We start from the raw sequence: 19,857 nt of genomic DNA, 5'->3' as shown, positions 1-19,857 counted from the left end.
CACCGACCACCGACCACCGACCACCGACCACCGACCACCGACCACCGACCACCGACCACCGGCCGCCGGCCGCCACGCCGAATTCCGAAAACCGGAAGAGCCGACGCTCAACCACCCGCGATCGGCCCGCCCCGGTCCACAAACGTCCTCACGCCGCGCTTTCGAGCGTCGGGTAATCCGTATACCCCGTTTCGCCTTCCGAATAGAACGTCGCGGAATTCGGCTGATTGAGCGGCGCATTCAGCTCGAATCGACGCGGCAGGTCCGGATTCGCGATGAAGAGCTGGCCCCACGCGACCGCGTCCGCCTGCCCGGCTTCGAGCGCCGCTTGCGCGCTTTCGAGCGTGAATTTCTCGTTCGAGATGAACGGGCCGCCGAACGCTTCCTTCAATTGCGGGCCGATGGCGTCGCCGCCGAGCGATTCGCGCGCGAACAGGAATGCGATGTTGCGTCGGCCGAGTTCGCGCGCGACGTAGCCGAACGTCGCGGCCGGGTTCGAATCGCCCATCGTGTGCGAATCGCCGCGCGGCGCGAGGTGCACGCCGACGCGCGCCGCGCCCCAGACGTCGATCGCCGCGTCGACCACCTCGAGCAAGAGGCGCGCGCGATTCTCGATCGAGCCGCCGTACGCGTCGGTGCGGCGGTTCGAGCCGTCCTGCAGGAACTGATCGAGCAGATAGCCGTTCGCGCCGTGCACCTCGACGCCGTCGAAGCCGGCCGCGCGCGCGTTCTCCGCGCCGCGGCGGAATGCGGCGACGACGCCCGGGATCTCGTCGAGCTCGATCGCGCGAGGCGTCACATAGGGCCGCTGCGGGCGCACGAGGCTCACGTGGCCGCCGGGCGCGATCGCGCTCGGCGCGACGGGCAGCGCGCCGTCGAGAAAGACCGGGTCGGATACGCGGCCGACGTGCCAGAGCTGCAGGAAGATACGGCCGCCGGCCGCATGAACGGCGTCCGTCACTTGCCGCCAGCCCTCGACCTGCTCGGGTGACCAGATGCCGGGCGTGTTCGCGTAGCCGACGCCCTGCGGCGTGACCGATGTCGCCTCGCTGATGATGAGCCCCGCGGACGCGCGCTCGGCGTAGTACCGCGCCATCAGCGCGTTGGGAACGCGCGAATCGCCGGCGCGGGCGCGAGTCAGCGGCGCCATGATGATGCGGTTCGGCAGCGTCAGGTCGCCGATGGTCAGCGGATCGAACAGAGAAGGCATGAGGGACCTCATCGAGTGTGGCTAAGCCCTTGCGGCGAACGGGCGGGTGTCAAAGGCCGCGATGCAGCGAATCGAGAAACGCTTGAATCACCGCGTCGTTGCGCTTGAAGAACGCCCATTGGCCGACGCGGGTCGACGTGACGAGCCCGGCGCGCTCGAGCGCGGCGAGATGCGCGGACACGGTCGATTGCGACAGTCCGCACAGCGCATCGATCTGGCCTGCGCAGACCCCGTGCGGAAACGGTCCTGCGTGCGAGGCCGGGAAGTGCTTGTCCGGCTCCTTGAGCCACGCGAGGATCGCGCGGCGCACGGGGCTCGCGAGCGCTTTGTGAATGGCGTCGGCGTCGAGATTCATCGGCAGGGCGGTGCAATCGTGCGGATCGTCGGTCCCCGAAGCTTAGATCGGTCAATGACGATATAAACAGCAACACTCTATTGACTAGGGGCGATTGATGTCCGCAATCGGCGCGATAGCGTCCGTGGTGCCCGCCTCGGCGGGAGGCGGGCGGACGATTGCCTGCGTTGCGCTTCCTGCAATCGCGCCCGCACCATCGCACGGCGATCCGCATCGCCGTATCGGTCGACGAACCGCTCCGACGAACCGCTCCGACGAACTGCTCCGACGAACCGCTCCGACGAACCGCTGCGCCGGCCGCGAGTTCGCTTGCCGTTCATCGAACGCGCCGAATAGCCGCGCTCCTCGAGCGATCCGCGTCGCGGCCGGCATTCGCGCGCCCGCGAGACGCGCTCAATTCCATCGCCCTTCGATGTAGATCCAGGCGCCCGAGCGTTGCTGCCAATGGCCGGGCACCCAGCGGTGGCCGGGGCGCGCCGCGATCCAGCGGCCCGGAATCCATACATACCGGCCGCCGCGCCAGCCCCAATAGCCGGTCGTCCATACATAACCGCGCGGGCGCGGCGGCGCGGGGCGGCGCTCGTGCCGAAGCGGCGGCGGCGGACGGTCCGGGCGACCATGGTACGGCGGCCTGGCGGGCTGAGGCTGCATCGGCGGGCGGTAGTCGGGCGGCCGATAGCCGGGCGGCGACTGTGGCGATTGCGGCGGCCCGGGCGGCTGCTGGGCGGTTGCGGCGGTGCCGAATCCGAGGCCGCCGGCAAGTGCGATGCCGCCGAGCGAAAGCGTGTGGAGAAATTGACGTCGATTCATGGTTGCTCCATGGAGTGAACCGGAAGCGGCGCAAGCCGAAGCGCCGCCGCAGGTTCGACCCTAACGCGTTGCAAGCAGGCTATCGTTACGAACCCTGTAACGGCTGTTACGGCGCCCAACCGTGGTGCGGACTGGTGGAGCGAACGAGATCTATCGAAAGTATGCTGGCGATAGTCTTTCGTTTTGGCGACGCCGAGTGCGCTTAAATGAGTAAAAAATACCGAATCCGCCGGTTTTACTGGAAGGCGTTTGTTGTTTATACGCAACCGTCAAGACGCTGACACAGAGGAATGATCTTGGCGAGACCGCCAAAAAGGAGGTGTCAAGAGGTCAAAAACTTGCGACAAAACAAATACTTATAAGAGGTCGGCATTTCTATTATTTCTAGTTCTGGAAAAGCTTATTTCTTTATTCGCGAATGGCGCCCCTAGGGTACACCCCTAAACTCACGGTTCCCAGAACGGGCAACCATCCGGGCGCGGCCATGCAGGAAGTTTCGCAAGCCGATATGGCGCTTCCGGGCGGTTGCAGACCGTTTATCGAAACGAGGTCGCAAGGCCTACCTTTTTTAAAAGGGAGCTCCACGCATGAACAAGACTCTGATTGTTGCAGCAGTTGCTGCATCGTTCGCCACCGTCGCACACGCGCAAAGCAGCGTCACGCTGTACGGCGTGCTCGACGCAGGCATCACGTACCAAAGCAACGTCGCGACGCCGTCGGGCTCGGGCAAGTCGCTGTGGTCGGTCGGCTCGGGCGTCGATCAAAGCCGTTTCGGTCTGCGCGGCTCGGAAGACCTGGGTGGCGGCCTGAAGGCAATCTTCACGTTGGAAAGCGGCTTCAACATCGGTAACGGCCGCTTCAACAACGGTGGCGGCATGTTCAACCGTCAAGCGTTCGTCGGCCTGTCGAGCAACTACGGCACCGTCACGCTGGGCCGTCAGTACGACGCAACCCAAGACTACCTGTCGCCGCTGTCGGCAACGGGCACCTGGGGCGGCACGTACTTCGCTCACCCGCTCAACAACGACCGCCTGAACACGAACGGCGACGTCGCGGTGAACAACACGGTCAAGTTCACGAGCGCGAACTACGCCGGCCTGCAATTCGGCGGCACGTACTCGTTCTCGAACAACTCGCAATTCGCGAACAACCGTGCATACAGCGCGGGCGCTTCGTACCAGTTCCAAGGCCTGAAGGTCGGTGCTGCGTACTCGCAAGCTAACAACGCTGGCGCGAACACCACGGGCGCAACGGATCCGTTGACCGGCTTCAACATCGGCGGCACGAACGCGGCGAACATCCAAGGCCGTTCGCGCGTGTACGGCGCTGGCGCAAGCTACGCGTACGGCCCGCTGCAAGGCGGCGTGCTGTGGACGCAATCGCGCCTCGACAACCTGGCAAACGGCACGCCGACCATCCGTGCCGACAACTACGAAGCCAACGTGAAGTACAACCTGACGCCGGCACTGGGTCTGGGCGTTGCTTACACGTACACGAACGCGAAGGCAAACGGCGAAAGCCAGCACTGGAACCAAGTTGGCGTCCAGGCCGACTACGCTCTGTCGAAGCGCACCGACGTGTATGCACAAGCTGTGTACCAACGTTCGTCGAAGAACGCGAACGCGTCGATCTACAACGGCGACCTCAGCACGCCGTTCAGCACGTCGATCAACCAAACCGCGGCAACGGTTGGTCTGCGTCACCGCTTCTAAGCTTGACGGCTGGCTTGTCCAGTCTCGAAAAGGCGCCTTCGGGCGCCTTTTTTTATGCGCGACGCCGATGCGATGCGCGTCGAGGTGAAAGAAAAAAGCGAGGGTTGCACATGCATCCTCGCTTTTCTCTTGGTGGGTCGACGTCGACGGGCGGCGCGCCCGTTCTTCGGCATTCGTGCTGTGCGGCTGGCTAGCCGGCCGTGCTTGCCCGGCTACCGTGCCGCATCCGGCGATTCGCCGCCGTTCAGTAGGTGTAATCGCCGCTCGCTTCCGGCTGGTACACGATCTCGGCGATTTTCAGCGTCGCGTCCGCGCCGCCCGGCAGCGTGACTTTCACTTTTTCGCCGCAGCGTGCGCCGAGCAGCGCCATGCCGACCGGAGAAAACACGTTCAGCCGGCCCTGTTCGAAGTTGACCGCATCCGGATAGACGATGGTCCAGGTCATGTCCTGGCCGGCCGTTTCGTCGATCAGCTTGATCTGCGAGTTCATCGTGACGACGTTTGCCCGAATCTTGTCGGGCTCGACGATATCCGCACGCTCTAGCAGCGTGTCGAGCATTTCCTGGTAGCGAGGGTTGCGTTCCGCGTGCTTTTCGAGGCGCGCGACGTCGAGTTCGGTGAGCTGATAAATCCTGTTCTTCATGACAGTCTCCAAATGATCGGCTTGGGTGGCGTGGCCAACCTGCGGGATCGCCCGGAGCCTGGCTGACGCGGCTCCGGGATGGAGGCTGCTGTCAGGTCAAGCGCCGGGCCGCGGCGAGCGGCGCTGCAAGCGTGCTTCGAAGGAGGGGAGGCGTCGCGACGGCGACCACGGCCGCGCGCGCACCGCGCGGGCGGTGCGCAAAAGTGGCGTGGAAGGTCTGCGTGCGCATGATCGAGGCAATGAAACGAAAGACGAAAGACGGGACAAACTTTACAAATATACAACAAAACGACGAACCGGACAGCAGGCGAGCGAGCCTGTGGCGTCGCTTCCCATTGTTGCCGTCGTGATGCTTTTGACTGGCTTTCGGCTGCAATACAGCCTGAAATTATTGCTATTGATGCAACGCTGTATGTTTAAACTAGGGGTTTCCCCTTGTAATGCCGGTGACTAGACTGGAATCAATCGCTTCGGACAACGGTGCCTGGAGCGACGCCAATACAACATTCCGGAGGTCCATCATGAAATCGTTCGTCTATGCAGCCGTTGCCGCGTCGATGCTCGTCGCGCCGCTCGCTTCTTTCGCGCAAGCCGACCAGCAGCAGCCGCTGACCCGCGAGCAAGTGAAGTCCGAGCTCGTCCAGCTCGAGCAGAACGGCTACAAGCCCGAATCCGGCGAGACCCAGTATCCGGCGAATGTCCAGGCTGCTTCGCAACGCATGCGCCCCGCGCAGCAAACGCTCACGCACGCCGACACGAGCGGCTATGGCGTGCAGCCGGCCGGCGCATCGGAATCCGGTAGCCGCGCGAGCATGTCGCCGACTTCGCCTTCGTTTGGCCATTCGGTCTACTTCGGCAACTGACTGGATCGGCACGTCGTACTGAATGCACCCGGCAGCGCCGAGCGCCGCCGGCAACCCTGAAGAGGTCGATTCCATAAACCGCGAGCCCGTGCGATGCGCGAGGCTCGCGAGTGCAGAGCCGAACCTCCGTCGCCGCACTTCGGCGGCTTTGCCCAGACGCGATGCGTTTGGGCATTTTTTGATAGGCGCCGTGGCGCGTGTCTACTGCGGGTGCACGGCAGCCGGAATTCCGTGGATGTAATGCTCCAGCTGATCGATCGTAAACTGCTGATCGGCGATCACGTTTTTCACAAGGTCGCCGATCGACACGAGCCCGATGAGCCTGCCGTCGTCGAGCACGGGCAAGTGGCGCATCCGGTGTTCCGTCATCAGCGCCATGCACTCGTCGCTCGTCTGCGTCGGTTCGACGTAGCGCACCTTCGACGTCATGATTTCCTCGACGCGCGTCGCCTTCGACGAACGGTCGAGGAGCACCACCTTGCGCGCGTAGTCGCGCTCCGTCACGATGCCGGCAATGTCCGCGCCGTCCATCACGAGCAGCGCGCCGATGCTCTTTTCGGCCATCAGCTTGATCGCGTTGTAGACGGAATCGGACTTCTCGATCGTGTGAATCGTGCGTCCCGAATCAGGCTTGGACCTGAGAATCTGTGCGACGGTGAGGCTCATACGCTGTCTCCCTTGGCTGGGCGATTCACGGAAGGCGGCGCGCGGCCGCCGCGTCGGGTGAAGAATCCAGTATAGATCGGCGTCCGCGGGCGGGTGCGTCCAGTTCGCAGATTAGCGGTAAACTCCGTCCACTCGCCATCCAGAACATTCCTTAATTCTTTCGTTTGATGCATTCCATGAAGTCTTCGCATCCTGAATCGCCGCAGCCCGACGACGGCGCCGTGCCCGAGTGCGTGACGCTCGTCGCCACGGCAACGCTTCCCACCCGCTACGGCACCTTCACGTCGTATGCGTTTCGCGTCGCGGGCGGCGATGCCGAGCACCTCGCGCTGGTGATGGGCGATGTCGCCGAGCAGCCGTCGGTGCTGACGCGGCTTCATTCCGAATGCCTGACGGGCGACGTGTTCGGCTCGTATCGATGCGATTGCGGCGAGCAACTCGATCTCGCCTTGCGCTACATCGCGGCCGAGGGGCGCGGCGTGCTGCTGTATCTACGCGGACACGAAGGCCGCGGGATCGGCCTGAGCAACAAGATCCGCGCGTATGCGCTGCAGGAGCAGGGGCGCGACACCGTCGAGGCGAACCTCGACCTCGGCCTGCCGGACGATGCGCGCGAGTATGATTCCGCCGCCGCGATCTTGCGGATACTGAAGGTCACGTCGGTCCGACTGATGAGCAACAACCCGAAGAAGTTCGACACGCTCGTGCGGCACGGCATCCCGGTCTGCGAGCGTGTCGCGCTCGCGGTGCCGGTGCGCGAGGAGAACGAGCGCTATATCCGGACGAAGCAGCTCAAGTTCGGCCACTATTATTTCGACGAAAACGAGTAGAGTGCGTTGCGCGGCGCGGCTTGCGCGCGCCGAAGCGCTGCTCGGCAATCGGTAGATCGAAGCGGCGGCGCATCTCGGCCGCGATCCACTCGCATGCCTGCCGCGCGCAATCGGTGAGCATTCTACGGTCCGCGTGGCCGTCGATGTCGTAGACGAAGCGCACGTCGACCTCGTCGCCCGTCAGGTGCCGCTCGAGCTCGTTCAGGTGCAGCCGCGGCGACAGGCCTTGCGCGAGCGCGCGTAATTCGTCGAAGTGGTATTCGAGCCAATCGGCGAAAAAGAGGGCGTCGCCGCGGTCCGCGAGCCGGAACGCCGCGCTGCGCGTCACGCGCATGCCGGCCCCGGCCGCTTGCGAGCCGCACGGTTCGTCGCGCGTCGACGCGTCGCGCTGGCGCGACGCCGCCGGCGCGTTGGCCGCCGACGGCGCTTGGCCGCCCGGTGCGCGTTGCGCGAGCGGCGCCCGCGCATGCCGGCAACGCGTGCGCAGCGCATGCCAGAGGAGCGCGTCGCCGTTCGCGGCCGACGGCTGCATCGTCAGGTCGTGCGCGCCGTCGTCGCACGAGTCGACTTCGCGGATCACGAGGCGCAGCGTGCAGAGCGGCTCGTCGTCGAGATACAGCGTCGCGGAGCGGGGCAGTCCGCAGACGGGCGGCATCGCGCCGCGCGCGCGAAAGACGAGCCCCTGCCTGCCGAGCCGCACGAGCGGCAGGCGCCCGGCGAACGACGGGAAGGCGACGGCGATGCGGGTTTCGCCGGCATCGAACGTGGGCAGCATCGCGCGAAATACCGATGAATGGTCCACGGTGTATATATCTCCTTGAATGGCGAACGGCACGGTTCCGAGGGCCGACAATCGCGCGCTCAGGCCGCTTCGGCGCGCGGCGCGCACAGCAGCGGATCGAGGCCGAGTGCGGCGAGCGTCTGTGCATCGAGATCGATCCAGCACGCGACCACCATGCGCCCGTCGATCTGTTGCGCGGGCCCGGCCCGGTGCGCGTGCACGCCGATCCGGCGAAACAGCCGCTCCATGCTGAGGAAGGTCACGCCGATCAACTGCTTCGCGCCGCGCCGCACCGCGCACTCGACGACGGCGGCGAGCATCGGCCGCACTGCCCACGCCGGATTGCCGCTTCCGGCCGGATCTTCCGCGTTCGCGGCGAAGCGCGACAGCTCCCAGACGGCCGCGGCCTGCGGCAGCGGCATGTCGTTCGCGACGAGGCTCGGGAACAGTTCCTGCAGAAGATACGGGCGGGTGGTCGGCAGCAGCCGCGCGCAACCGCAAATTTCGCCGTCGTCGTCGCGGGCGAACACGTAGACGGTGTCGTCACGGTCGTACTGGTCCCGCTCGAACCCTTCGCTTGCCGACGGTAGCTTCCAGCCGAGCTGCTCGACGAAAACGCGGTGCCGATAAAGGCCCAGATCAGCCGCCAAGTCGCTCGGCAGGCGCCCGTCGCCATGAACGAAAGTTCGCATGGTGTCGTCCTCGTGCGTGTACTTTGGAATGGGCGCATTACATCGCGCGCTCCGAGGACAAGTAACTGTTAACCCTTACAGGGTCGGGATGGCGAGGCGGGTGGGGGAGCTTTGGCGGATTTCGTCAGTGCCGGGTTGCAAAGATTGGATAATTTGCTTGTCAATCCGCAACGTTCGAGGAAAATTGGACAATATGCACTAATTGCACCAATGCGCATCATTGCAGAGTGGGGCCCGCGTGCGAAAAATCGCCGCGACGAAACATCGCGGCGGCGACTGCGGACGGCCAGTTCAACTGGGCGAGCCGGCGTGACAGCGCGGCCGACGTCGGGTCCATCCCGATGTCGAGACCGTTGCCGTCCACGCCCATCACGTTGCTGCGCACGTCGCCCCATGCTATGACGAATGCGCCCGTGGAGCCGTCGACGTACCAGTCCCAGCCGACGGTGACGTGCGCGGCGCACGTGCTCGACGGCCGCTCCCATTCGGTGTAGCCGGCGAGACGGGCGTCGATTTCGCTCGCGCGCAGCTCGACGAGCAATCCGGAATCGATTCCGGACGACACGTGCACGAGCTGCAGCTCCGCGAGCGCGTGCACGGGAAGGCGCACGTAGCCGTCGGTGGATGGGCCGCAAAAGCGGTGGAGCAATGGTGAATTCATGCCGCGGAATGTATCAGTCCGCGCGCGTGCTGAAACCTAGCAAGTATGACAGCGTGAAGCTGCTGGAGAACGAATGGAACTGCGCTGGCAAGATGCCTATCTTCAATTTAGCGCCGCGGAAAACGAGCAGCAGCTCTTTCAACAGATCGCCGCGTACTCGAAGCGGCTCGGCTTCGAATATTGCTGCTATGGCATACGCGTGCCGCTGCCGATCTCGAAGCCGGCGGTGGCGATCTTCGACACCTATCCGAACGGCTGGATGGAGCGCTATCAGGAGATGAACTACCTGGAGGTCGATCCGACCGTGCGCGACGGCGCGCTCTGCTCGAACATGATCGTCTGGCCCGAGGCGAGCAGCGTCGACGAGACGACGCTATGGCGCGACGCGCGCGATCACGGGCTGGCCGTCGGCGTCGCGCAGTCGAGCTGGGCGCCGCGCGGGGTGTTCGGGCTCCTGACGATCGCGCGGCACACGGATCGCTTGACGCCCGCCGAGATCAATCAGTTGACGCTGCAGGCGAACTGGCTCGCGAACATGTCGCACTCGCTGATGAGCCGCTTCCTCGTGCCGAAGCTCGCGCCCGAATCGGGCGTGTCGCTCACGCATCGCGAGCGCGAAGTGCTGTGCTGGACGGGCGAGGGCAAGACGGCGTGCGAGATCGGCCAGATCCTCAACATCTCCGAGCGCACCGTGAACTTCCACGTGAACAACATCCTCGACAAGCTCGGCGCGACGAACAAGGTGCAGGCCGTCGTGAAGGCGATCGCGATGGGGCTCATCGAGGCGCCGTGAGCGGCGCGGGCGCGCCCGCGTCACTCCATCATCGGCTCGGCCTCCTTCGCCGTCCAGCTCACGCTCGAGATGCTCTTTTCCATGCTCATGCGGCTCGCGATCTGCTCGAGCTTCTGCTGATCCTTCGGGTGCAGCTTGAGCGTCGCCGTCACCTTGATGCGCTCGGGCGCGTCGGGCTCGCGCGGCACGTCCTCGCTCGTCAGGCTCTGGAACGACAGCGGCTTCGCATACATCGAATTCGACAGCAGCGTCCGGATGTGCACTTCGTCCGACGCGAGGCAGATCACGATGATCTGATATTCGCGCACGAGATCGGCGTTCGAGACGGGCGTCGCGTTGATCGCCTGGCTCACGCCGCGCAGCAGCGTGTTCGTCAGCAGTACGACGCCCGTGCCCGCGAGCGCGGGCATGTAGTGGCCGGCGCCGGACAGCACGCCGACCGCGGCCGAGCACCAGAGGGTCGCCGCGGTGTTGATGCCCTGGATCGAGCCTTTGTCGCGCATGATGACGCCGCCGCCGAGAAAGCCGACGCCGGACACGACGTAAGCGGCGATCTGCGTGACGCCGGGAATCCCGTTGCCCGTCAGCACGCCGAGCGTGACGAAGAGGCACGCGCCGCTCGCGACGAGCGTGATCGTGCGCAGGCCGGCCGTGCGCTGGCGGATTTGCCGCTCGAGGCCGATGGCGACCCCGCAGGCGAATGCGGTGAAGAGGCGAAGTGCGAATTCGAAAGTCATTGGTGTTCTGCCATGCCGAGTGCGCGGCGCGCGACGGAGCGCGGCGGCGCGAGCGTCCCGAGCGGGCGCGCATGCATCGTGCGCCGCACGCCACTTTAGCGCGCGAATCGATGCGTTTGTGTGAATCGGGAAATCGCACGCGTTCCGATGAACGCGCGCGGCGGCGACTGGGCCGGCAGGCGGGCGTTCAGGCGAAGCGGCGTGCGGACGTTGCGCTGCTACTGTCCACGACGGTTCCTGAAAGGATGGATGGCCGGCATTCTAGGCGGGACCCGTCGCGCGAGTCAACCCGCAAGAGCGGCTGCGCGGGCGCTCGGGTGGGCGACGTCCGGCGACATTCCGTGACGGCCGCGGCGATGCGCGAACGCGGGCGGGGCGCAGACGTTGCGGAGTGGATATCGTCGGGATTCCGCATGAATCGATCCGGCAGGCGACGGCGAGCGTGGGCGTTTGCCTCGACATTCGTCTCTTCTATGGTCCGTCGAATCGCGTTCTGCCTTCGGCATTCGGCCTTCGGCCTTCGGCCTTCGGCATTCGGCATTCGGCATTCGGCATTCGGCATTCGGCATTCGGCATTCGGCATTCGGCATTCGGCATCGACGGCGCGCACGCTTAGTTCCCGTCGTCGCGCACGAGACGCAATCGCGTGATTTCCGACGGCGCGCCGAGCCGCTTCGGCGGCCCCCAGTAGCCGGTGCCGCGGCTCGTATAGACCCACAGCCCGCCGAGCCGCGCGAGCCCCGCGGTAAACGGCTGCTGGAGGCGCACGAAGAAATTCCACGGGAAGAACTGGCCGCCGTGCGTGTGGCCCGACAATTGCAGCGTGAAGCCCGCATCGGCCGCCGCGGTCGCGCTGCGCGGCTGGTGCGCGAGCAGCACGCGGATGCGCACGTCGACGGGCGCGCCCGCGAGCGCCGCGTCCGGATCGCTGCGATGCGCGGGATCGAAGTGGCCCGCCGAGTAGTCGGTGACGCCCGCGATCACGAGCCTGCCGTCGCCGTGGTCGAGCGTGCGGTGCTCGTTGAGGAGCACGTCGAGGCCGATGCGACGGAACTCGGCGATCCATTCGTCGGCGCCCGAGTAGTACTCGTGATTGCCCGTCACGACGTACGCGCCGTGCCGCGCGCGCAGCCCGCCGAGCGGCGCCGCGTGGCCCGCGAGCTGCGCGACCGTGCCGTCGACGACGTCGCCCGTCACCGCGACGAGGTCCGGCTCGAGCCGGTTGACCGCGTCGACGATCGCCTCGACGTAGCCGCGCTTGATCGTCGGGCCGACGTGGATGTCGGTGATCTGCACGATCGTGAAGCCGTCGAGCGCGGCGGGCAGGTCGTCGATCGGCACGTCGACGTCGACGACGCGCGCGCGGCGTCGCGCATTGACGAAGCCGACGACGCTGACCGCGAGCGCCGCGAGCGGCACGCCTGCCGCCGTCTGCGTGCGCCAGTGCGCGAGCGACACCGCGCCGGGCGCGAGCGCGTCGATGGTGACGAGCGACGCGAGCAGCACGTCTCGCGCAAGCGTGAGCACGAGCAGCGACGAGAAGAAGCCCATCGCGACGAGCCCGACCCATGCGATGCGATCGCCGAGCGGCTGCCGCTCGAACACGCGCGAGAGCATCCCGAGCGGAATCAGGAAGCACGACGCGACGAGCCACAGCGCGCCCGCGTAGCGGGCGGCGGGCGACGCGAGGTCGGGAAGGAGGCGAAAGCCGACGTACACGTGCAGCAGCACGCCGATGATCGTGAGGCGCAGCAGAAACGATGAAACGCGTCGCATGGGCGGGAACGGGAGGAACTGGGGAGAAGGCGGCGCGCGCACGCGCCGCCCGTTGCACGATTATGCGATGCGCGCGATTTCGTCGAACGAGAAGCGGGGGCTGCGCGGGAACAGGCCGGCGGGGTCGCCGTAGCCGAGGTTCACGAGGAAGTTCGATTTGATCGACGTGCCGGCGAAGAACGCGGCGTCGACGGCCGCCTGATCGAAGCCGGACATCGGGCCCGCGTCGAGGCCGAGCGCGCGCGCGGCGACGATCAGGTACGCGCCTTGCAACGACGAATTGCGGAACGCCGTGGCTTCGATCAGCGCGTCGTTGCCCGCGAACCAGCTGCGCGCGTCCGCGTGCGGAAAGAGTTTCGGCAGATGATCGTAGAACGCGAGATCCATCCCGACGATCACCGTGACGGGCGCGGCCATCGTCTTCGCGCGATTGCCCTCGGACAGCGCGGGCTCGAGCTTCGCCTTCGCTTGCGGCGACTTCACGAACACGAAGCGCGCGGGGCTCGAGTTCGCCGACGTCGGGCCGTATTTGACGAGGTCGATCAACTGGTGGAGCAGCGCGTCGTCGACGGGCCTCGGCTGCCACGCGTTGTGCGTGCGCGCGGTGCGGAAAATTTGATCGAGGGCGGAATCGGAAAGAGTCATGTCGAGATCCGGATGAGCGCGCAAACGGCTTTGCGTTTGCGCGGCTAGAATTTGAACAGGGCGGCGCGGCGCCGCACGATGCGATGCGCGCCATTCCGCGATGATAGCCGGATGCGGAGATTTTGACCGACGATGTTCGATTTGTTCGACGACCTGCCGAAACCCGATGTGGACTGGCATCCGGACTGGCTCGCGCCCGCCGACGCAGACCGTTTCCATGCGCGCCTCGTCGACGAGGTCGCGTGGCGGCAGGACACGATGCGCACGCCGCGCGGCCTGCTGCCGCTGCCGCGCCTGACCGCGTGGCAGGGCGAACCGCAGGCGATCTACGTGTACTCGGGCATCCGCAACGAACCGGCGCCCTGGACGCCCGCCGTGCTCGAGCTGAAGCGGATGGTCGAGGCGGCGAGCCGCGCGCGCTTCAACAGCGTGCTTTTGAACCGCTATCGCAACGGTTTCGACAGCATGGGCTGGCACGCGGACGACGAACCGGAGCTCGGCGCCGAGCCGGTGATCGCGTCGCTGAGCCTCGGCGCGACGCGCATTTTCGATTTGCGGCACAACGGGACGGGCGTCGCGCATGCATATCGTCTGACGAACGGCAGCCTGCTCGTGATGCGCGGGCGTACCCAGCAGGAATGGCGGCACCGCGTGCCGAAGGAGCCCGCCGTGCAGGGCGAGCGGATCAACCTGACGTTTCGCTGGGTGAGCGCGCCGCCCGCCGCCGCGCGGCGCGTCCGGCCGCTGGCGGGCGGATGACGGCGGGCGCTGCCCGCGCGTCAAAACCGGGCAGCCTTCGCGTTATGATTCGGTTTCTTTCCGTCCACTGCAGCCGACATGGCCAAAACCACCACGACAGCCGCGGCGAAGCGTGCCGCCGACGCCGCAACGGGCAATCCGCGCCATGCCACGGCCGCTGCGGCCGCAGCGCCTGACGCGGCCGACGACGAAGCCGCGGGCGGCGCGTCGTCCTATCTCGTTCCGGGGCTCGAACGCGGGCTGCGCATCCTGGCCGAGTTTTCCGCGCGCGAGCCGGTGCTGAGCGCGCCGGAGCTGTCGAAGCGAATCGGCATTCCGCGCACGACGACGTTCCGTCTGCTGCAGACGCTCGAGGCGCTCGGCTTCATCGAGCGCGCGAACGGCGACCGTCATTTTCGGCTCGGCGTCGGCGTGCTGCGACTCGGCTTCGAATATCTGAACTCGCTCGAACTGACCGACCTCGGCACGCCGGTGCTCGAGCGCCTGCGCGATGCGACCGGCCTGTCGGCGCATCTGCTGATCCGCGACCGGCGCGACGTCGTGTTCGTCGCGAAGGCGCAGAGCAACGCGCCGATGTTCGGCTCGGTGAAGGTGCACGTCGGCACGCGGCTGCCCGCGCACGCGACCGTGCACGGCCATGTGCTGATGGGCGACCTGACGCGCGACGCGATGCGCCAGCTCTATCCGGAAAAGCGGCTCGAAGCGTTCACAGAGCATACGCCCGCGACCGTCGACGAGCTTTACGAGCGCGTGCGCCATTACGCGCGCCTCGGTTATGCGGTAAGCGAGGGCGCGTTCGAGAGCGGAATCTCGGCGGTGACGGCGCCCGTGCGCGATCACTCGGGCTCGATCGTCGCCGCGATCACGGCGACGGTGCCGCGCTCGGAGATCGGCTCGGCCGATGAAAAGGAGCGGCTCGTCGAAGTGGTGTGCGGCGCGGCCGTCGATCTGTCGCAGCGCCTGAACTATCGGCCGCTCGACAGCGATCCGACCGTCGCGCACGCGCGGCACAAGGTCGCGTTGTTCTGATCGCTTCGTTCGTCTCGGGCGGCGCGGGGCGCGTGGGATGTGCGGGCAGCGCGGGCGGCGCACGATGCGGCGCGAGGCGAATCGGGCTGCGGCGGTGGCGGTTCGAACTGGCTGATCGGTCTTTGAGGTTCTTCTCGACGACGCTTCAAAAGACAAAGCCCTCGCACGAAGCGAGGGCTTTTTTGCATCCGCGCGCTGCCGCTGCGGCGTGCTGGGCCGCCGCGGCGAAGCCGCGTTGCGCGCCGCCCGCCCGTCACGCGACGGGTGCTCGGCGCGCCCGCGCGGCGTCACGCCGCGATCGGAGCAACGTCAGAACGAGTGATGAATCCCCGCCAGAAGGATCACCTGGTTCGCCGTGCTCGACACGCCCGCCGTGAAGAACGCCGCCTTCGCATTGCCGCTCGCGTGCTCGTAGAGCACGTTCGCATAGAGCTGGGTGCGCTTGGACAGCGAATACGTATCGCCGAGCTCGAACTGCGTCCAGCGGCGGCCGGCGAGCGTCGATGTCGCCGCGCCGCCCGCAATCACGTTGAACGGCGACGTCTGATAGTTCGCGCCGGTGTCGTAGCTCTGGAACGTGTCCGAGTGGCCGTTCGCCTGCAGCTTCACGCGCGTGTAGAGGCCGTGCACGAGCAGCGGCCCGAACTGGTACGACAGCCCCGCGCCCATGTTCTCGGCCTTCTTTGCGACGTAATTCGCGACGGGCATGCCCTGGAACGTGCCGCCCGGCCCGGCGATGCCGCCGACGGTCGCCATCGAGAACGCCTGGTCGTGCTCGTTCGAATAGACTGCGGCCGCCTTGAACGGGCCGTTCGCGTAGTTGACGCCGAAGCTCATTGTCCGGCCGGTCGAGAAGTTCGTCGTGTTGCCGAAGCCGAGCATCGCGCCCGCGGTGAAGCCCGCGTAGGTGGGCGACCGGTACTTGACCGAGTTGTTGAACGGCACCGTGCTCGTGTCCGCGAGCTGGTCGAGGTTGCCCGGATGGAACGCGTACCAGCTCTGCGCGAGGAACGCGGTCGACAGCGGGTCGAGCCAGTCGAAGTTGAACGGCGTCTGATGGCCGAGCGTCAGCGTGCCGAGCTTGTCCGAATTCAGGCCGACGAACGCCTGGCGGTTCCACATCGTGCCCGCCGCCGCCATCTGGCCGCTGTTCGTATAGAAGCCGTTTTCGAGCTGGAAAATCGCCTTCAGGCCGCCGCCCAGATCCTCGACGCCTTTCAGGCCCCATCGGTCGGGCTGCGTGTTGCCCTGAATCATCGACCACTTCGCGCCGCCGCCGGCGTTGTTCACGTACGCGACGCCGGCGTCGAGGCTGCCATACAGCGTGACGCTGCTCTGCGCCCACGCGCCGGCGGCGACGCCCGCCCCGAGTAATGCTGCTACCGCATGCTTGACCATCTGATCTCCTGACCTTCGCTTCGAATGACGCGGGCGGTGGCCGCGCGCGAAAGAGTCGGCCACGCGCGTTCCCACGGCTGAGTATTTGGCCTTCTTGTGTTCCATATATGGAACTTTGTGCCTTTGGTGGAATGGAGTATAGGGGCGGAAATTGACAGGAACAAAATAAATTTTCGAATCGGAACGGCGCGCGCGATTCGTCCGACGACTCGCCCGTAACATCATGAAAAATCGAGGGAAAACCCGAAATTCCCATCTCGTGCCCGGCTGGCCTGGGTTGCGGCGCATCGCACGGAATCCACACCTCGGTGTTTTCCCTAGGAGCCGCAGCTTTTTATTTTGATCTTCGAGACGCACTCCTATAATCACCATCCATAAACTGATGTTCCGCATGTGGAACAAACGGACAGGCCGACTTGAAGGAAGGGTGTGAGATGTCTGAACAATGGGTTTGCGCCGGACACGCCGGCGCGTTGTCCGAGGATTCGCCGATCGAGTTCAAGCGCACCGACGGCGTCGAGATCGGGATCTATCGCGTCGGCGACGAGGTGTACGCGCTCGAGAACGTCTGCCCGCACGCGTATGCGCTTCTTACGCAAGGCTTCGTCGACGAAGGCACGGTCGAGTGCCCGCTGCACGAGGCCGTGTTCGACATCAAGTCCGGCCAGTGCCTGAAGGGGCCGGGCGGCCGCGCGCTGAAGACATACGCGGTGCGGCTCGCCGGCGAAGAAATCCAGATCAAGGTGGAATGACATGAACGAGACGACCGTGAACTTCAACCCGTTCCTCATGCCGTGGCGCGCGCCGCAGCCGAACAACGTCGCGGGCAAGGGGCAGATCGAGACCCCCGGGCAAATGCCGAATCTCGTGTGGCAGACGCGCAAGGCCGAGCCGACGCAGTACGAGAACGATCTGGGCGACGCGCTCGAGCGCGTGTTCGAAGGCGGCGCGACCGAGCTGGCGGACGTCGTCGCGGGCCTGAACCGCATCGGCTTTCGCGCGCCCGACGGCGCCGAGTGGACCGCCGAGCGCTTCTGCGCGGAACTCGCCGCGCTCGCCGAATGACGCAGCCGCCCTCAAACGCTTCCGGAGCAAACAGATGACGTCTTCCGCCCAAACGAACGCCGGCGCCGATCCGATCCGCGAGTATCTCGACCGCGGCATCCGTAACTACTGGTACCCCGTCGCGCCGAGCTGGCAAGTGTCGAGCGCGCCCGTCGGCATTACTCGGTTATCCGAACAGATCGTGCTGTGGCGCGATCAGCAGGGCAAGGTGCAGGCGCTCGAGGATCGTTGCCCGCACCGCGGCGCGAGGCTGTCGCTCGGCTGGAACCTCGGCGATCGCGTCGCGTGCTGGTATCACGGCGTCGAAGTGAACGGCGGCGGCACCGTGACGAAGGTGCCGGCCGTGTCGAACTGTCCGCTCGAAGGGCAGGCATGCGTGAAATCGTATCCGGTCGAGGAGCGCGCGGGCGCGATCTTCCTGTGGTTTGGCGACGACGCGCATCGCGAGCCCGCGCCGCTCGTGCTGCCCGACGAGCTCGTCGGGCCCGAGTATGCGCAGTTCGTGTGCGTGTCGAACTGGACCTGCAATTACCAGTACGCGATCGACAACGTGATGGACCCGATGCACGGCGCGTACTTGCACGCGACGTCGCATTCGATGGCTGAAGGCGACAAGCAGGCCGACATGCGCGTGCGCAAGACCGAGACCGGCCTGATGTTCGAGAAGGTCAACCAGCGTGACGTGAACTTCGACTGGGTCGAGCTCGGCGAGACGGGCTGCATCTGGCTGCGCCTCGCGATTCCGTACCAGCGCAAGTTCGGCCCGGGCGGCAGCTTCGGGATCGTCGGCTTCGCGACGCCGATCGACGACGACCACTGCCAGGTCTATTTCTGGCGCACCCGCAAGGTCGATGGCTGGCAGCGCGACGTGTGGCGCTTCCTGTATCGCAATCGCCTCGAAGGGCTGCACTGGGCGGTGCTTGAACAGGACCGCTACGTGCTCGAGAGCATGGCGCCGAACGCGCGCGATCACGAATACCTGTATCAGCACGACGTCGGCATCACGCGCGCGCGGCGGATGCTGCGCCAGCGCGCGCAGGAGCATCTCGCGGCGCTCGACGCGCATCGCGCGGCCCAGGCCGAAGCGGCGGAGCGCGCATGAGCGCGCCCGTGCAAGCGGTCGCGCTCGCCGGCCGCCGCGTGCTCGTCACGGGCGGCGCGCGCGGGCTCGGCGCGGCGTTCGTCGAGGCGCTCGTCGCGGCGGGCGCGAAGGTCGCATTCGGTGACGTGCTCGACGTGGAAGGGCGCGCGCTCGAGCAGCGTTTGCGCGGCGCGGGCCACGACGCGCGCTTCATTGCGCTCGATCTGGCGGACCCGGCGAGCGTCGCCGCGTTCGTCGACGAAGGCGCGCACGTGCTCGGCGGCGTCGACGGCCTCGTCAACAACGCGGCGATCACGAACTCGGGCGGCAAGCTCGCGGCCGAGCTTTCGATCGACACGTGGGACGCGGTGATGAATGTCAACGCGCGCGGTGTCTGGCTCGCGTGCAACGCGGTGCTGCCGCATCTCGCGCGCTCGGGGCGCGGCGCGATCGTGAATCTCGCGTCCGATACCGCGTTGTGGGGCGCGCCGAAACTGCTTGCGTACGTCGCGAGCAAGGGCGCGGTGATCGCGATGACGCATGCGCTCGCACGGGAGTTCGGCGAGCACGGCGTGACGGTCAACGCGATCGCGCCGGGCCTGACCGAAGTCGAGGCGACGGCCTACGTACCCGCCGAGCGCCACCAGTATTACCTGCAGGGCCGCGCGCTGCCGCGCGCGCAGGCGCCGGCCGACGTGACGGGGCCGGTGCTGTTCCTTCTGTCCGACGCCGCGCGCTTCGTGACGGGCCAGCTGCTGCCCGTGAACGGCGGCTTTGTGATGCATTGACCGATTGTTAGAACTCTTGAAGGAGATGACGATGGCGGACGCCGATATCGAGCGTAAATCGTGGGACCAGCCGGCGAGCGCGAGCTTCGCCGAGTGGATGGACGGGCGCGTCGCGCGCTTCGCGACGCGCCGCTACGACTGGGACGCGCTGAAGTTCCAGGCCGATTTCGATCCGAAGTACCGCCGCGCGCAGATGCGTTACGTGGGCACGGGCGGCACGGGCGTCGCGAAGGATACGAACACGGTGCCGGCGGGCGGCTTCACGTTTTCGACGATGGTGATTCCGGCCGGCAACGTCGGCCCGAGCCACATCCACGTCGACGTCGAGGAAATTTTCTTCGTGCTGCGCGGCAAGATGAAGGTGATCTGCGAGCGCGACGGCGAGATCTGGGAAGCCGTGCTCGGCGAGCGCGATCTGATCTCGGTGCCGCCGGGCGTCTATCGGACCGAAATCAACGTCGGCGAGGAGGACGCGCTGATGTGCGTGATGCTCGGCTCGCCGAAGCCGATCACGCCGACGTATCCGCCGGATTCGCCGCTTGCGAAGATCAAGCGCTGAGGCA

At 66.2% G+C, this 19,857-nt stretch carries 23 protein-coding genes; 11 read left to right on the top strand and 12 right to left on the bottom strand.

Going from position 1 to position 19,857, the window contains the following annotated elements; translation table 11 throughout:
• Positions 1–148: 148 nt before the first annotated feature.
• The 3 genes from WS91_RS06875 to WS91_RS06865 all read right to left on the bottom strand — a co-directional run bounded on the left by WS91_RS06875 (position 149) and on the right by WS91_RS06865 (position 2,375).
• The gene (locus tag WS91_RS06875) at positions 149–1,210 is read right to left on the bottom strand and encodes an alkene reductase (protein WP_038744052.1); all 1,062 of its coding nucleotides are present in this window, start codon (positions 1,208–1,210) and stop codon (positions 149–151) included.
• Positions 1,211–1,259: 49 nt separating this feature from the next.
• Positions 1,260–1,565, bottom strand: a complete 306-nt coding sequence (locus WS91_RS06870; RefSeq protein ID WP_038744054.1) for an ArsR/SmtB family transcription factor — start codon at positions 1,563–1,565, stop codon at positions 1,260–1,262.
• Positions 1,566–1,958: 393 nt separating this feature from the next.
• Positions 1,959–2,375, bottom strand: a complete 417-nt coding sequence (locus tag WS91_RS06865; protein ID WP_059582533.1) for a YXWGXW repeat-containing protein — start codon at positions 2,373–2,375, stop codon at positions 1,959–1,961.
• A gap of 587 nt (positions 2,376–2,962) precedes the next feature.
• Between WS91_RS06865 and omp38 the strand changes: the two genes are divergently transcribed.
• Positions 2,963–4,087: a porin Omp38 gene (gene omp38 / locus WS91_RS06860; protein WP_038744058.1), complete on the top strand. Its 1,125-nt coding sequence runs from the start codon at positions 2,963–2,965 to the stop codon at positions 4,085–4,087.
• 244 nt (positions 4,088–4,331) lie between these two features.
• Here omp38 and WS91_RS06855 read toward each other — a convergent pair whose 3' ends face one another.
• Entirely contained in the window at positions 4,332–4,730 is a 399-nt protein-coding gene (locus WS91_RS06855) for a GreA/GreB family elongation factor (protein WP_038744060.1), read from the bottom strand.
• 521 nt (positions 4,731–5,251) lie between these two features.
• Here WS91_RS06855 and WS91_RS06850 point away from each other — a divergent pair.
• A complete protein-coding gene (locus WS91_RS06850; protein WP_038744062.1) occupies positions 5,252–5,593 on the top strand; it encodes a DUF4148 domain-containing protein in 342 nt (113 codons plus the stop codon).
• A gap of 201 nt (positions 5,594–5,794) precedes the next feature.
• Here the strand turns inward: WS91_RS06850 and WS91_RS06845 are convergent, their stop codons facing one another.
• Positions 5,795–6,259 carry a CBS domain-containing protein gene (locus WS91_RS06845; protein WP_038744064.1) on the bottom strand — a complete coding sequence of 155 codons (465 nt, stop codon included), beginning with the start codon at positions 6,257–6,259 and terminating at the stop codon, positions 5,795–5,797.
• Positions 6,260–6,435: 176 nt separating this feature from the next.
• On the opposite strand from WS91_RS06845, the gene ribA reads away from it, so the two are divergent.
• Positions 6,436–7,089, top strand: coding sequence for a GTP cyclohydrolase II (ribA, locus tag WS91_RS06840; protein ID WP_038744066.1), 654 nt, complete (start codon positions 6,436–6,438; stop codon positions 7,087–7,089).
• Here ribA and WS91_RS06835 read toward each other — a convergent pair.
• The 3 genes from WS91_RS06835 to WS91_RS06825 form a co-directional block, all read right to left on the bottom strand.
• A complete protein-coding gene (locus WS91_RS06835) occupies positions 7,052–7,864 on the bottom strand; it encodes a hydroxymethylglutaryl-coenzyme A reductase (protein WP_059669973.1) in 813 nt (270 codons plus the stop codon). The two genes, ribA and WS91_RS06835, sit on opposite strands and share 38 nt — an antisense overlap.
• 86 nt (positions 7,865–7,950) lie before the next feature.
• A complete protein-coding gene (gene bspI1, locus WS91_RS06830; RefSeq protein WP_059582528.1) occupies positions 7,951–8,562 on the bottom strand; it encodes an N-acylhomoserine lactone synthase BspI1 in 612 nt (203 codons plus the stop codon).
• Between the two features lie 217 nt (positions 8,563–8,779).
• Entirely contained in the window at positions 8,780–9,223 is a 444-nt protein-coding gene (locus tag WS91_RS06825; protein WP_038744070.1) for a DUF4902 domain-containing protein, read from the bottom strand.
• A gap of 73 nt (positions 9,224–9,296) precedes the next feature.
• On the opposite strand from WS91_RS06825, the gene bpsR reads away from it, so the two are divergent.
• Positions 9,297–10,016: an autoinducer-binding transcriptional regulator BpsR gene (bpsR, locus tag WS91_RS06820; protein ID WP_038744072.1), complete on the top strand. Its 720-nt coding sequence runs from the start codon at positions 9,297–9,299 to the stop codon at positions 10,014–10,016.
• A 20-nt stretch (positions 10,017–10,036) separates the two neighbouring features.
• Here the strand turns inward: bpsR and WS91_RS06815 are convergent, their stop codons facing one another.
• The 3 genes from WS91_RS06815 to WS91_RS06800 form a co-directional block, all read right to left on the bottom strand.
• A complete protein-coding gene (locus WS91_RS06815) occupies positions 10,037–10,753 on the bottom strand; it encodes an MgtC/SapB family protein (RefSeq protein WP_038744074.1) in 717 nt (238 codons plus the stop codon).
• Positions 10,754–11,365: 612 nt separating this feature from the next.
• Entirely contained in the window at positions 11,366–12,529 is a 1,164-nt protein-coding gene (locus WS91_RS06805) for a metallophosphoesterase (RefSeq protein ID WP_059646727.1), read from the bottom strand.
• Between the two features lie 60 nt (positions 12,530–12,589).
• Positions 12,590–13,174 (bottom strand): malonic semialdehyde reductase, encoded by a 585-nt coding sequence (locus WS91_RS06800; RefSeq protein WP_038744198.1) that lies wholly within the window; start codon positions 13,172–13,174, stop codon positions 12,590–12,592.
• A 132-nt stretch (positions 13,175–13,306) separates the two neighbouring features.
• On the opposite strand from WS91_RS06800, the gene WS91_RS06795 reads away from it, so the two are divergent.
• Both WS91_RS06795 and WS91_RS06790 read left to right on the top strand, forming a co-directional pair.
• The gene (locus tag WS91_RS06795; RefSeq protein WP_038744079.1) at positions 13,307–13,933 is read left to right on the top strand and encodes an alpha-ketoglutarate-dependent dioxygenase AlkB family protein; all 627 of its coding nucleotides are present in this window, start codon (positions 13,307–13,309) and stop codon (positions 13,931–13,933) included.
• Between the two features lie 78 nt (positions 13,934–14,011).
• Entirely contained in the window at positions 14,012–14,962 is a 951-nt protein-coding gene (locus WS91_RS06790; protein ID WP_038744080.1) for an IclR family transcriptional regulator, read from the top strand.
• A gap of 309 nt (positions 14,963–15,271) precedes the next feature.
• Here WS91_RS06790 and WS91_RS06785 read toward each other — a convergent pair whose 3' ends face one another.
• Positions 15,272–16,360, bottom strand: a complete 1,089-nt coding sequence (locus WS91_RS06785; protein ID WP_038744082.1) for a porin — start codon at positions 16,358–16,360, stop codon at positions 15,272–15,274.
• Between the two features lie 434 nt (positions 16,361–16,794).
• Here WS91_RS06785 and WS91_RS06780 point away from each other — a divergent pair, with 434 nt between their 5' ends.
• The 5 genes from WS91_RS06780 to WS91_RS06760 are packed head-to-tail and all read left to right on the top strand — an operon-like array spanning position 16,795 to position 19,853.
• Positions 16,795–17,112 carry a non-heme iron oxygenase ferredoxin subunit gene (locus WS91_RS06780; RefSeq protein WP_038744084.1) on the top strand — a complete coding sequence of 106 codons (318 nt, stop codon included), beginning with the start codon at positions 16,795–16,797 and terminating at the stop codon, positions 17,110–17,112.
• Between the two features lies 1 nt (position 17,113).
• Positions 17,114–17,425, top strand: coding sequence for a recombinase-like helix-turn-helix domain-containing protein (locus WS91_RS06775; protein ID WP_038744087.1), 312 nt, complete (start codon positions 17,114–17,116; stop codon positions 17,423–17,425).
• Between the two features lie 34 nt (positions 17,426–17,459).
• Positions 17,460–18,527, top strand: a complete 1,068-nt coding sequence (locus WS91_RS06770; RefSeq protein ID WP_038744090.1) for an aromatic ring-hydroxylating dioxygenase subunit alpha — start codon at positions 17,460–17,462, stop codon at positions 18,525–18,527.
• Positions 18,524–19,294 (top strand): SDR family oxidoreductase, encoded by a 771-nt coding sequence (locus WS91_RS06765; RefSeq protein WP_038744092.1) that lies wholly within the window; start codon positions 18,524–18,526, stop codon positions 19,292–19,294. Before WS91_RS06770 ends, WS91_RS06765 begins: the two co-directional genes overlap by 4 nt.
• A gap of 31 nt (positions 19,295–19,325) precedes the next feature.
• Positions 19,326–19,853 carry a cupin domain-containing protein gene (locus WS91_RS06760; protein WP_038744200.1) on the top strand — a complete coding sequence of 176 codons (528 nt, stop codon included), beginning with the start codon at positions 19,326–19,328 and terminating at the stop codon, positions 19,851–19,853.
• Positions 19,854–19,857: the final 4 nt, after the last annotated feature.

The sequence above is a fragment of the Burkholderia sp. MSMB1498 genome (genome assembly GCF_001526245.1).
GTDB lineage: Bacteria > Pseudomonadota > Gammaproteobacteria > Burkholderiales > Burkholderiaceae > Burkholderia > Burkholderia savannae.
This window is presented reverse-complemented; position numbering and strand designations above follow the sequence as displayed.

Excerpts from the sequence above, each read along its gene's own strand:
- WS91_RS06775 (WP_038744087.1), top strand. The coding sequence starts at position 17,114 with ATGAACGAGACGACCGTGAACTTCAACCCGTTCCTCATGCCGTGGCGC.
- WS91_RS06760 (WP_038744200.1), top strand. The coding sequence starts at position 19,326 with ATGGCGGACGCCGATATCGAGCGTAAATCGTGGGACCAGCCGGCGAGC.
- WS91_RS06795 (WP_038744079.1), top strand. The coding sequence starts at position 13,307 with ATGTTCGATTTGTTCGACGACCTGCCGAAACCCGATGTGGACTGGCAT.
- WS91_RS06870 (WP_038744054.1), bottom strand. The coding sequence starts at position 1,565 with ATGAATCTCGACGCCGACGCCATTCACAAAGCGCTCGCGAGCCCCGTG.
- WS91_RS06790 (WP_038744080.1), top strand. The coding sequence starts at position 14,012 with ATGGCCAAAACCACCACGACAGCCGCGGCGAAGCGTGCCGCCGACGCC.
- WS91_RS06835 (WP_059669973.1), bottom strand. The coding sequence starts at position 7,864 with ATGCTGCCCACGTTCGATGCCGGCGAAACCCGCATCGCCGTCGCCTTC.
- WS91_RS06875 (WP_038744052.1), bottom strand. The coding sequence starts at position 1,210 with ATGCCTTCTCTGTTCGATCCGCTGACCATCGGCGACCTGACGCTGCCG.
- WS91_RS06825 (WP_038744070.1), bottom strand. The coding sequence starts at position 9,223 with ATGAATTCACCATTGCTCCACCGCTTTTGCGGCCCATCCACCGACGGC.
- bpsR (WP_038744072.1), top strand. The coding sequence starts at position 9,297 with ATGGAACTGCGCTGGCAAGATGCCTATCTTCAATTTAGCGCCGCGGAA.
- bspI1 (WP_059582528.1), bottom strand. The coding sequence starts at position 8,562 with ATGCGAACTTTCGTTCATGGCGACGGGCGCCTGCCGAGCGACTTGGCG.
- WS91_RS06780 (WP_038744084.1), top strand. The coding sequence starts at position 16,795 with ATGTCTGAACAATGGGTTTGCGCCGGACACGCCGGCGCGTTGTCCGAG.
- WS91_RS06865 (WP_059582533.1), bottom strand. The coding sequence starts at position 2,375 with ATGAATCGACGTCAATTTCTCCACACGCTTTCGCTCGGCGGCATCGCA.
- WS91_RS06815 (WP_038744074.1), bottom strand. The coding sequence starts at position 10,753 with ATGACTTTCGAATTCGCACTTCGCCTCTTCACCGCATTCGCCTGCGGG.
- WS91_RS06805 (WP_059646727.1), bottom strand. The coding sequence starts at position 12,529 with ATGCGACGCGTTTCATCGTTTCTGCTGCGCCTCACGATCATCGGCGTG.
- WS91_RS06850 (WP_038744062.1), top strand. The coding sequence starts at position 5,252 with ATGAAATCGTTCGTCTATGCAGCCGTTGCCGCGTCGATGCTCGTCGCG.
- ribA (WP_038744066.1), top strand. The coding sequence starts at position 6,436 with ATGAAGTCTTCGCATCCTGAATCGCCGCAGCCCGACGACGGCGCCGTG.
- WS91_RS06855 (WP_038744060.1), bottom strand. The coding sequence starts at position 4,730 with ATGAAGAACAGGATTTATCAGCTCACCGAACTCGACGTCGCGCGCCTC.
- WS91_RS06765 (WP_038744092.1), top strand. The coding sequence starts at position 18,524 with ATGAGCGCGCCCGTGCAAGCGGTCGCGCTCGCCGGCCGCCGCGTGCTC.
- WS91_RS06845 (WP_038744064.1), bottom strand. The coding sequence starts at position 6,259 with ATGAGCCTCACCGTCGCACAGATTCTCAGGTCCAAGCCTGATTCGGGA.
- WS91_RS06800 (WP_038744198.1), bottom strand. The coding sequence starts at position 13,174 with ATGACTCTTTCCGATTCCGCCCTCGATCAAATTTTCCGCACCGCGCGC.
- WS91_RS06770 (WP_038744090.1), top strand. The coding sequence starts at position 17,460 with ATGACGTCTTCCGCCCAAACGAACGCCGGCGCCGATCCGATCCGCGAG.
- WS91_RS06785 (WP_038744082.1), bottom strand. The coding sequence starts at position 16,360 with ATGGTCAAGCATGCGGTAGCAGCATTACTCGGGGCGGGCGTCGCCGCC.
- omp38 (WP_038744058.1), top strand. The coding sequence starts at position 2,963 with ATGAACAAGACTCTGATTGTTGCAGCAGTTGCTGCATCGTTCGCCACC.